Below are 10782 nucleotides of genomic sequence, written 5' to 3'. Positions count from 1 at the left end.
TGGCGTCGATCCGCATTGCCGATTCCCGCGGTGCCGTCTCCCGCGGGCCACAACGTCGCGTTAGTGTGATGCATCAGGGTATTGCGCCCGATTCTCATCCACAGCACGTTGGCCCCATGCACGACACTCTGAAGATCAGCTTCGCTCCGCTTTCCGCCACCGCATCCGGCCTCGTGGTCTGCCTCGTCGGCGAGGATGTCGCCCTGTCCAGCGAGACCGCCGCGCTTTTGGCCCCGGCCAAGGACCTGTTCGAGCGCGCCGCCGCGGAGGACGGCTTCAAAGGCAAGTCCGGATCCTTTCTCGACATCATCGCACCGGAGAAGGTCGCGGCCTCGCGCTTGATCGCCGCCGGTATCGGCAAGCCCTCCGACTGGAAGGAACTCGACGTCATCAAGCTGGGCGGTGCGATCTGCGCCCGTCTGCCTGAGGCTTCGACCGAGGCGACGGTGATCCTCGCCACGGCTGCCGGCCCGCTCGACGCCGGCCAGGCGGCCGATCTCGCCCTCGGCCTGCGGCTGCGCTTCTACAGCTTCGACCGCTACAAGACTAAGAAGAAGGACGGCGAGGCCGGTGCCAAGAAGCGCGTCATCACCCTGCTCGTCGCCGACGAGAAGGCCGCGCGCAAGGCCTACAAGGCGCGCGAGGCCATCGCCGACGGCGTCGATCTCGCCCGCGATCTCGTCAACGAGCCGCCGAACGTCCTCTACCCGACCGAATTCGCCAAGCGCGCCGGTGATCTGTCGCGTCTCGGCGTCGATATCGAGGTGCTGAACGAAAAGGACATGAAGAAGCTCGGCATGGGCGCGCTGCTGGCGGTCGGACAGGGCTCGGTCCGCGACAGCCACGTCGTCGTCATGCGCTGGGACGGCGGCAAGGACGGCGAAGCGCCGGTCTGCCTCGTCGGCAAGGGCGTCTGCTTCGATTCCGGCGGCATCTCGCTGAAGCCGGGCGAGGGCATGCAGGATATGAAGGGCGACATGGGCGGTGCCGCCGCCGTCGTCGGCGCCATGCATGCGCTCGCCGCCCGCAAGGCGCGGGTCAACGTCGTCGGCCTCATCGGCCTCGTCGAGAACATGCCCGACGGCAACGCCTATCGTCCCGGCGACATCCTCACCTCGATGTCCGGCCAGACCATCGAGATGATCAACACCGACGCCGAGGGCCGTCTCGTCCTCGCTGACGTGCTCTGGTACGCCAAGGACCGCTTCAAGCCGAAGGTGATGGTCAATCTCGCGACCCTCACCGGTGCCATCATGGTGGCGCTCGGACAGGAGAATGCCGGGCTCTTCTCCAACGACGACGCGGTGGCGAAGGGGCTGACCGATGCCGGGCTCGTCACCGGCGAGAAGGTCTGGCGCATGCCGCTCTCGACCGAGTACGACAAGCTGATGGACAGCCAGTTCGCCGACATGAAGAACACTGGCGGCCGTTATGGCGGTGCCATCACGGCGGCCCAGTTCCTCAAGCGCTTCGTCGGCGACACGCCCTGGGCCCATCTCGACGTCGCCGGCACGGCGATGAATTCCAACAAGGGCGATCTCAATCGCAGCTGGGGCGCCGGCTGGGGCGTCAGGCTGCTCGACAGGTTCGTCGCCGACGGCTACGAGCGCTGATCGTCCGGAGCCATGCAAAAACGACGGAACTCGTGACCGACATCCTGTTCTACCATTTGCAGAACCAGCCGCTCGAAAGGGTCTTGCCGGTGCTGCTCGAAAAATCGGTGGAACGCGGCTGGAAGGTCGCCGTCGAGGCCGCATCTCCCGAGAGGGTCGAGGCACTCGATGCCTTGCTCTGGACCTATTCCGACGAGAGTTTCCTGCCGCACGGCACGGATCGCGAGGCCGATGCGGCGCTGCAGCCCGTGCTCCTGACGGCGGGCCCTGACCGCGCCAACGGCGCCACCGTCCGCTTCCTCGTCGACGGTGCGGCCCTTCCCGACGACATCGCGGCCTATGAGCGCATCGTCCTGATGTTCGACGGCAACGACACCGACGCCCTCGACCAGGCCCGCGCCAGCTGGAAGGCGGCCAGGGCGGCGGGCCATGCCTGCACCTACTGGCAGCAGGACGAGAACGGCCGCTGGGGGAAGCGGGCGTGAACGCCCTGCCGTCAGCGGATCCTGCCCCAGGTTTCATCGATCTCGCGGCCCGGTCCGAGTTCTGGCGCCTGGCCGTGATCATCTTCCTCACGGCCATGACGAACCAGCAGTCCGTGCTGCTCGCCGTGGTCTGGGAGGATGTCGGCTTCTCGCACCGCGACATCGGCCTGCTGATCGCCGTCTACGGCATTCCCCTGGTGCTGATGAGCCTGTTCTCCGGGCCCATCGCCAACCGGATCGGCATCCTCCAGACGGTGCGGATCGGCGCGATCCTGACGGGGCTCGGCTTCATCAGCCTCTACTTCACCCACGAGACCTTCCTCGGCTCGCTCGCCTCGCGCCTCATCCAGGGCACCGGCTTCGCGCTGTTTCACGCGCCGGTCATGACCTATGGCTCGACGCGCCTGACCCGCGCACGCTTCGTCCGGCTGTTCGGCCTGCTCTCGGCCATGGCGCCCTTGCCCTATGCCTTCGGCCCCATCGTCGCGGAATTCCTCTATCACGGCTTCGGCGCGCGCGGGTACTTCATCGCCGGCGCGGTGCCGGCCGTGCTGGGCCTGCCGCTCTTGTGGACGATCCGCCCGGTCGACAGGACCGAGGGCCCGGTCGGCGGCATTCTCGGCCTGCTGGCGAGCCCGCGCATCTGGCTGCCGCTGTCGGCCGCCATCGTCTACGGCTACATGTTCGGCTTCATCGGCGCCTATGCCGCGCCCTTCCTGGTGGAACGCGGCGTCATCGTCGGCGCCTTCTTCACCGCCTTCACCATCTCGATCTTCGCGGTAAGATTCGGCGGTCTGGGGCTGATCGAGAACATCGACCGCCGCGCCGTCGTCGCCGGCGGCGCCGTCCTGCTGGCGGCTGGACTGGTTCTGGTCGCCATGGCCCAGACCATCACCGGCGTCGTCGTCGCCGGCTTCGTCTTCGGGCTCGGCCATTCCCTCGGCTTCCCGGTGCTCTCCGCCTGGATCTGCGACGGTACGCCGCCCGAGCAGAGGGCGACGCCCATGGCAGTGTTCAACGCCGTGTTCTTCGCCGCCATGACCCTCATCGCCCTGCCGGCGAGCCTGGCGATCGGCGCCTTCGGCTATGTGCCCGTCATGCTCGCCCTGTCGGCGTCGAGCCTCGGCCTCGCCCTCGTCCTCGTCTACGCCTGGTCGCGTCGATTTCGGCGATAGCGATGGCTCTGTTGCCAGACTGCTGTCATAACGATGGCAGCAGGACTGCGGCAGGATGTCGCCATGAGACCTTCCGACCGACTCTTCCAGATCATCCAGATCCTGCGCCGCTCGCGCCGGCCCCTGACGGCCGAGGCCATCGCCTCCGAGCTCGAGACGTCCAAGCGCACGATCTACCGCGACATCTCCACCCTGATCGGCCAGCGCGTGCCGATCCGCGGCGAGGCCGGCCTCGGCTATGTGCTGGAGGGCGGCTTCGACCTGCCGCCACTGATGCTAACCTCCGACGAGATCGAGGCCGCCGCCCTCGGCGCCCGCTGGGTGCAATCGCGCGGCGATCCCGCCCTGGCGCGCGCCGCCGCCGACCTCATCGCCAAGCTCGCCGCCATCGTGCCGGAGCGCCTGCGCGACGTTGCCCTCGATCCGGTCTCCCGCACGGGGCCTGCCTGGGAGCCGACCGAGGACCGCATCGACCTCGCCCGCGTCCGCGGCTGGATCCACGAGGGCAAGAAGATCGCGCTGGGCTACAGCGACGAGCAGGGCAGGGCGACCCAGCGCATCCTCTGGCCGGTGGCGGTCGGCTATTTCGACAGCGTGCGCCACCTCATCGCCTGGTGCGAACTGCGCCGCGACTTCCGCTCCTTCCGCACCGACCGCATCGCCTCCGCCGAATTCCTCGACGAGCGCTACCCCGAGCGTCCGAGCGTGCTGCGGGCGAGGTGGCGCAAGACGATCAAGGAGAATTAGGCCGGCGGAACAGTCCCGCCTCAGCCCGCCGCCTCCAGCTCCCCGCTCGCTTCGAGCCAGGCTTCTTCCGCCTCGGCGAGCTGCTTTTCGCGCAGGCCCCTGGTCTTGGCCGCCTGGGCCGCGCTGTCGGGATGGGCCTCGAAATAGCCGGGCTGGGCAAGGATCCGGTCGATCTTGTCGATATCCGCCCGCAATTTCTCCATCGTCGCCTCGATCTCGGCGACCCGCTTCGCCAGCGCCTTGGTCTCGCCGCGCGCCGGGGCGGCCGGCCTCGGTTCGCTCGCCTTGTCCGGCCTGTCGACCTTGTCGGGGGCCGGCGCCGCGCCCGACAGCACGATCTTGCGGTAGTCGGTCAGATCGCCGTCGAAGGGCTTCACCGTGCCGTCGCGCACCAGCCAGAGCCGGTCCACCGTCGATTCCAGGAGGTGGCGGTCATGCGAGACGATCAGCACGGCCCCCGAATAGCCGTTCAGCGCCTCCACCAGGGCGGCGCGGCTGTCGATGTCGAGATGGTTGGTCGGTTCGTCGAGGATCAGCAGGTGCGGCCCCTCGAAGACCGCGATGGCGAAGAGCAGGCGCGCCTTCTCGCCGCCCGACAGGGAGGAAACCTTCGTGTCGGATCGTTCGCCGGAAAAGCCGGCACGGGCGCAGGCGCCGCGCACCTTCGCCTCCGGATCGTCGGGCATCAGCCGCCTGAAATGAAGATAGACGCTCTCTGCCGGCCGCAGTTCGTCGAGCTGGTGCTGGGCGAAATAGGCGATCTTCAGCTTGTCGGCGCGTACCATCCGCCCGCTCATGGCCTTCAGCCGGTCCGAGATCAGCTTCAGGAAGGTCGATTTGCCGTTGCCATTGGCACCGAGCAGGCCGATGCGGTCGTCGTCGTCGATCCTCAGGTCGAGCCGCCGGAGGATCGGCTGGCCCTCCGTATAGCCGACCGAGGCGCCTTCCATCGTGATGATCGGCGGTGAGGCCTTGCGCGCCGGCTCGGGAATGACGAAGGGCGGCACGTCGCTGTCGACGATGGTCGACACCGCCTCCATCTTCTCCAGCATCTTCAGCCGCGACTGTGCCTGCCGCGCCTTGGTCGCCTTGGCGCGGAAGCGGTCGACGAAGCTCTGCAGATGGGCCCGCTTGTCCTCCTGCTTCTTCGCCGCCTTCTCGCGCACCGCCATCTCGATGGCCCGCGACTTCGCGAAGGTCGTGTAGGAGCCCTTCCACAGCGTCAGCTTGGCCTGGTCGAGATGCAGGATGTGTTCGACCGAGGCGTCGAGAAGGTCGCGGTCGTGGCTGATCAGCAGCACGCTGTGCGGATAGCCGGCGAGATAGTCCTGCAGCCAGAGCGTGCCTTCGAGATCCAGATAGTTTGTCGGCTCGTCGAGCAGCAGGAGATCGGGGGCCGTGAACAGCACCGCGGCGAGAGCCACGCGCATGCGCCAGCCGCCGGAAAAGTCAGAACACGGACGCGCCTGTGCCGCCGTATCAAAGCCGAGGCCGGCGAGGATCGCCGCCGCCCGCGCCGGGGCTGAATGGGCGTCGATATCGACGAGCCGCGTCTGGATCTCGGCGATCCGGTGCGGGTCGCTGGCGGTCTCCGCCTCGGCGAGGAGGCGCGCCCGCTCCTTGTCGGCCTCGAGCACGAAGGCGAGGAGCGATTGCGGCCCACCGGGCGCTTCCTGCGCCACGCCGCCGAGGCGCGCCCGCGCCGGCAGCTTGAACGACCCGCCGTCCGAGGCCATCTCGCCCTGGATGACCTTGAACAGGGTCGATTTGCCGGTGCCGTTGCGGCCGAGGAAGCCCACGCGCGCATTCGGAGGCAGCGTCACCGACGCATTCTCGATGAGCACGCGGCCGGCCACCCGTACGGTCAGGTCGTTGATCTGCAGCATAGGCCGGCTTTTGAAGGAGGTGGCCGGTCAATGCAAGCCGGCCGCCGGAAGCCGTGGCGCCGGTCGCCGCAAAAGCGGGCGAAACCCCGTGCCGCCACCGTCACTGGTGCTATGGTGACGCGAGCTCCGGTCGTGGCATACAACCGGGGGCATTGAAGAGGAGGGGTCATGAACGCATCCATGAAGAAATATGTCGCCGAGTTCATCGGCACCGCCGCGCTGGTCATCATCGGCTGCGGCGTCGTCACACTTGGCGGGCAGGGCGCCGTTTTCGGCGCCGGCCAGCCCTATTCGGCGCTCGCCACCCTGCCGATCGCGCTCGCCTTCGGTCTCGCCATCGTCGCCATGGCCTATGGGATCGGTCCGATCTCCGGCTGCCACGTCAATCCGGCGGTCACCGTCGGTGTCTGGGCCGCCGGCCGCATGCCGACCTCCGAGGTCCCGGGCTACATCATCGCCCAGTTCGCCGGCGCCATCGTCGGCGCGGCGATTCTCTACATCACGCTGGCGGGCAAGGCCGGTGGCTACGACGTCACCGCGGCTGGCCTCGGCCAGAACGGCTGGGACGCGGCGAAGGGGTATGGCATGAGCTCCGCCGTCATCGGCGAATTCGTCGGCACCTTCCTGTTCCTGGTGACCATTCTCGGCGTCACCTCGAAGGCCGGCTCGCCGGCCGTCGCCGGTCTCGCCATCGGCCTGACGCTCGCCGCCATCCACCTGCTGCTGATCCCGGTGACGGGCACCTCGGTCAATCCGGCCCGCTCCTTCGGTCCGGCCCTCTTCGTCGGCGGCACCGCGCTGACGCAGCTCTGGCTCTTCCTGATCGTTCCGCTCGTCGCCGCCTATGCCGCCGGCGCGCTGTTCAAGGCGAAGATCCTCGAGGCCTGAGCCCCCGGCCACAATGCACGAAGCCCGCCGCTGGATGTCTCCGGTGGCGGGCCCGTGCCCGCGCAGGTCGGGTCTGGGTGGGGCGTTCGATGACCCGCGCGTGAAGGCGTCGGCGTGACGGTCCCGGCGGGCGTCAGCGGCAGATGCGGACGTGGCGGACTTCCCGGCCCCAGGGCGTTTCGACCCAGCGGCGCTCGCGCCAGCAGGTCTGCTCGAAGCGGGCCGGCCGATGGGGGCGATAGCCGCCGTAGCCCCCGTAGGGGTACGGCGCCGGGCGGTTGAACCCGTAATAGGGGCCGTGCGGGCGATAGAAGCCGTCATGCGGCGGGCCGTGACGGCGCCGCGGGCCGTCCCAATGGGGCTGCGGGCCCCATTGCACCGGCATGGCACCGATCTCGATGCCGATGGCGACCTGCGCCTTGGCGTCGGAGGGGGCCATGACCACCGCCGACAAGGCGGCAAGGCCTGCAAGGGTGGACAGAACCAGACTGCGCATCGTCACCATCTCCAGTCGCTCGATCGCTGCATTTGCGATCATGGGAACAGGATGCAGCCGGCGCGCTGAATGCGCTCTGAGGCCTTCCTTCACCTGTGGTTCAGCCGGCCCGCATGGCTGCGGCCGCGGGGACGTTGCGGGAGCACCGGCCCGCTGCTAGAAGCGCGCCACCTCCCGCATCCGATCCCTCAAGGAACGATCCATGGCCATCGAACGCACCTTCTCCATCCTCAAGCCGGACGCCACCAAGCGGAACCTGACCGGTGCTGTGAACGCCGTCATCGAGGCCGCCGGCCTGCAGATCGTCGCGCAGAAGCGCATCCGCATGTCGCTGCCCGAGGCCCGCAAGTTCTACGCCGTCCATTCCGAGCGCCCCTTCTTCGGCGAGCTCGTCGATTTCATGGTCTCGGCCCCGGTCGTCGTCCAGGTGCTTCAGGGCGAGAACGCCGTCGCCAGGTACCGCGAGATCATGGGCGCCACCAATCCCGCCCAGGCCGCCGACGGCACCATCCGCAAGCTCTACGCCGTCTCCGTCGGCGAGAATTCGGTCCATGGTTCGGATTCGGTCGAGAATGCCGGCATCGAGATCGCCCAGTTCTTCTCGCAGAACGAGATCCTGCCGGCCTGATCGCCGGGGCGCGGGGGACTGGCCGTCTCCCGAGCGGCAATCCGACGACCTATGCGCCAAGGCGGGCTGCGGCCCGCCTTTTTCATTGGCGCCAGGCCCTGCAGTTTGGATACGATCCAGTTTCGCACTGCACACCGGAGCCGCCATGAACGCCCCTGTCCGCGTCGAGCGCCTGAAGACGACCTGCCCGCACGACTGCCCCTCGGCCTGTTCGCTGGAGGTCGAGGTCATCGACGGCAAGACGATCGGCCGCGTCCACGGCGATGCCGCGCAGAGCTACACGGCTGGCGTCATCTGCGCCAAGGTCGCCCGCTATGCCGAGCGCATCCACCATCCTGACCGGCTCCTCCATCCGCTGATCCGCAAGGGGCCCATGGGCTCGGGCGCCTATCAGCGCATCTCATGGGACGAGGCCCTCGCCATGACCGCCGAGAGGTTCCTCGAAGCGGAGAAGCGCTATGGGGCGGAGACGGTCTGGCCCTACTACTATGCCGGCACCATGGGCTTCGTGCAGCGCGACGGCATCAACCGGCTGCGCCACGTCAAGAAATATTCCGGCTTCTATTCGACTATCTGCACCAACATGGCCTGGTCGGGCTTCATCGCCGGCACCGGCCGGCTCGCCGGCGCCGACCCGCGCGAAATGGCCAAGGCCGATGTCGTGGTGATCTGGGGGACCAACCCGGTCTCTACCCAGGTCAACGTCATGACCCACGCCATGAAGGCGCGGAAGGAGCGCGGCGCCAAGATCGTCGTCGTCGACATCTACCGCACCGATACGGTGAAACAGGCCGATCTCGGCCTCGTGCTGAAGCCCGGCACCGATGCGGCGCTGGCCTGCGCGGTGATGCACGTGCTCTTCCGCGACGGTTTCGCCGACCGCGATTATCTCAGGGATTTCACGGACGTACCGGCGGAACTGGAATCGCATCTTCAGTCTCGCGATCCCGCATGGGCCGCCGCCATCACCGGCCTGACGGTCGCGGAGATCGAGGCTTTCGCCGCCCTCGTCGGCCGGAACAGGAAGACCTTCTTCCGCCTCGGCTATGGCTTCGGCCGCCAGCGCAACGGCGCCGTCAACATGCATGCCGCCTCCTGCATTCCCGCCGTCACCGGCGCCTGGAAGTATGAGGGGGGCGGGGCCTTCCACAACAACGGCGCCATCTATCACTGGCGCAAGTCGCTCATCGAGGGGCTCGACGCCAAGGACACGGCCGTCCGCACCCTCGACCAGTCGCGCATCGGCGCCATCCTCACCGGCGAGCGGGCGGCGCTGCGCCGGCCCGACGGCTCCGACGGCCCGCCGGTCACCGCGCTGCTCATCCAGAACACCAATCCGGTCAATGTCGCGCCCGACCAGACCAAGGTCGTGCAGGGCTTCGCCCGCGACGACCTGTTCACCGTCGTCCACGAGCAGTTCATGACCGATACGGCCAAGATGGCCGACCTGGTGCTGCCGGCGACCCAGTTCATGGAACACGACGACATGTACCAGGGCGGCGGCCACCAGCACATCATGCTCGGCCTGAAGCTGATCGACGCCCCCGGCGAGTGCCGCTCCAACCACGACCTCATCACCGATCTCGCCGGACGGCTCGGCGCCGACCATGTCGGCTTCTCGATGACCCCGCGCGAGATCATCGACTGGACCCTGCAGAATTCCGGCTGGGGCACTCTCGCCGAGCTGGAGGTCACCAATTTCCGCGATGTCCAGCCGAAATTCGAGGACGCGCACTATCTCAAGGGCTTCGCCTATGGCGACCGGCGCTTCCGCTTCAAGCCCGACTGGCCGAACGTGCCCTATGCCAGCATCGGCACGCTGGGACCGGTCGACTCCATGCCCTCGCTGCCCGACCACTGGGCGGTGACCGAGGAGCCGGACGCCACCTATCCCTTCAAGCTCGCGACCTCGCCGTCGCGCAGCTACCTGAACTCCTCCTTCGCCGAGACGCCGTCCTCCCGCAAGCGCGAGGGCCGGCCCGAAGTGATGATCAACCCCGCCGACGCCGATCGTCTCGGCCTCGCCCATGGCGCCAGGGTCGAGGTCGGATCGCCGCGCGGCACGGTGATCCTGCATGCGAAGGTGACCGACCAGACCCGTCCCGGCACGCTGATCGCCGAGGGTCTCTGGGCCAATGCCGACCACGAGGGCGGACGCGGCATCAACGTGCTGACCGGCGCCGACGCCGTGGCGCCCTTCGGCGGCGCCGCCTTCCACGACAACAAGGCCTGGATCCGGGCGGCCTGACGCGCCCGGCACCGCGGCGGCGGTCAGAGCAGCGTATACTCCGTCGCGATCATCCTGAGCGCCTGCGGATAGATCTCGTGCTCGACCGCCAGGACGCGGGCGCCGAGCGTCTCCGGCGTGTCGCCGGGCAGCACCGGCACCGCCTCCTGCAGGATGATCTCGCCCTCGTCCATGCCGGGCGTGACGAAATGCACCGTCGCGCCGTGTTTTCCGGCGCCGTCGGCGAGCGCCCGGGCATGGGTGTCGAGGCCCTTGTAGGCCGGCAGCAGGGACGGGTGGATGTTGATCATCCGCCCCTCCCACTGGCCGACGAACGAGGGCGTGAGGATGCGCAGGAAGCCGGCGAGGCAGACGATGTCGATCCGGTGCGCCGCCAGGACGTCCTGCATGGCGCGCTCGAAGGCCTCGCGGTCGCGGCGATAGGCGCGGTGGTCGACCGTGGCGGTGGCGATGCCTTCAGCCGCGGCGATGGCGAGCCCGCCGGCCTCCGGCACGTTGGACAGCACAAGGGCGATCTCGGCCGGATAATCCTCGGCCTTCGCCGCCGCGACCAGCGCCGCCATGTTCGAGCCGCGCCCCGAAATCAGGATCGCGACGCGCTTCCTTGCCGGCACAC

Annotated in this window: 10 protein-coding genes; 7 read left to right on the top strand and 3 right to left on the bottom strand. The window is 68.3% G+C overall.

The features are described 5' to 3' along the window. The first annotated feature begins 116 nt into the window (after positions 1 to 116). The 4 genes from Q8O26_RS01930 (at position 117) to Q8O26_RS01915 (ending at position 4020) form a co-directional block, all read left to right on the top strand. On the top strand, positions 117 to 1613 hold the full coding sequence (locus tag Q8O26_RS01930) for a leucyl aminopeptidase (RefSeq protein WP_305572926.1): 1497 nt from the start codon (positions 117 to 119) through the stop codon (positions 1611 to 1613). A gap of 32 nt (positions 1614 to 1645) precedes the next feature. Next, positions 1646 to 2098, top strand: coding sequence for a DNA polymerase III subunit chi (locus Q8O26_RS01925; RefSeq protein ID WP_305572924.1), 453 nt, complete (start codon positions 1646 to 1648; stop codon positions 2096 to 2098). After that, positions 2095 to 3273 (top strand): MFS transporter, encoded by a 1179-nt coding sequence (locus tag Q8O26_RS01920; RefSeq protein ID WP_305572922.1) that lies wholly within the window; start codon positions 2095 to 2097, stop codon positions 3271 to 3273. The genes Q8O26_RS01925 and Q8O26_RS01920 overlap by 4 nt, the downstream gene beginning before the upstream one ends. A 63-nt stretch (positions 3274 to 3336) precedes the next feature. After that, positions 3337 to 4020: a YafY family protein gene (locus tag Q8O26_RS01915; RefSeq protein ID WP_305572920.1), complete on the top strand. Its 684-nt coding sequence runs from the start codon at positions 3337 to 3339 to the stop codon at positions 4018 to 4020. A gap of 20 nt (positions 4021 to 4040) precedes the next feature. Here the strand turns inward: Q8O26_RS01915 and Q8O26_RS01910 are convergent, their stop codons facing one another. Continuing rightward, on the bottom strand, positions 4041 to 5906 hold the full coding sequence (locus Q8O26_RS01910) for an ABC-F family ATP-binding cassette domain-containing protein (RefSeq protein WP_305572918.1): 1866 nt from the start codon (positions 5904 to 5906) through the stop codon (positions 4041 to 4043). 180 nt (positions 5907 to 6086) lie between these two features. On the opposite strand from Q8O26_RS01910, the gene Q8O26_RS01905 reads away from it, so the two are divergent. Beyond that, positions 6087 to 6794 (top strand): aquaporin, encoded by a 708-nt coding sequence (locus Q8O26_RS01905; protein ID WP_305573057.1) that lies wholly within the window; start codon positions 6087 to 6089, stop codon positions 6792 to 6794. A gap of 133 nt (positions 6795 to 6927) precedes the next feature. On the opposite strand, the gene Q8O26_RS01900 is transcribed toward Q8O26_RS01905, so the two are convergent. After that, on the bottom strand, positions 6928 to 7290 hold the full coding sequence (locus Q8O26_RS01900) for a hypothetical protein (protein WP_305572916.1): 363 nt from the start codon (positions 7288 to 7290) through the stop codon (positions 6928 to 6930). A 202-nt stretch (positions 7291 to 7492) separates the two neighbouring features. On the opposite strand from Q8O26_RS01900, the gene ndk reads away from it, so the two are divergent. Beyond that, on the top strand, positions 7493 to 7918 hold the full coding sequence (gene ndk / locus Q8O26_RS01895; RefSeq protein ID WP_305572914.1) for a nucleoside-diphosphate kinase: 426 nt from the start codon (positions 7493 to 7495) through the stop codon (positions 7916 to 7918). Between the two features lie 145 nt (positions 7919 to 8063). Continuing rightward, positions 8064 to 10166, top strand: a complete 2103-nt coding sequence (locus Q8O26_RS01890; protein ID WP_305572912.1) for a molybdopterin-dependent oxidoreductase — start codon at positions 8064 to 8066, stop codon at positions 10164 to 10166. Between the two features lie 23 nt (positions 10167 to 10189). Here the strand turns inward: Q8O26_RS01890 and purN are convergent, their stop codons facing one another. Continuing rightward, complete coding sequence (gene purN / locus Q8O26_RS01885) at positions 10190 to 10729, bottom strand: phosphoribosylglycinamide formyltransferase (protein WP_371134417.1); 540 nt, start codon at positions 10727 to 10729, stop codon at positions 10190 to 10192. Positions 10730 to 10782 lie beyond the last annotated feature (53 nt).

Source organism: Phreatobacter sp., from assembly GCF_030691135.1.
GTDB lineage: Bacteria > Pseudomonadota > Alphaproteobacteria > Rhizobiales > Phreatobacteraceae > Phreatobacter.
Note: the sequence above shows the minus strand (reverse complement) of the source record. Positions and strands in the feature narration are given on the sequence as shown.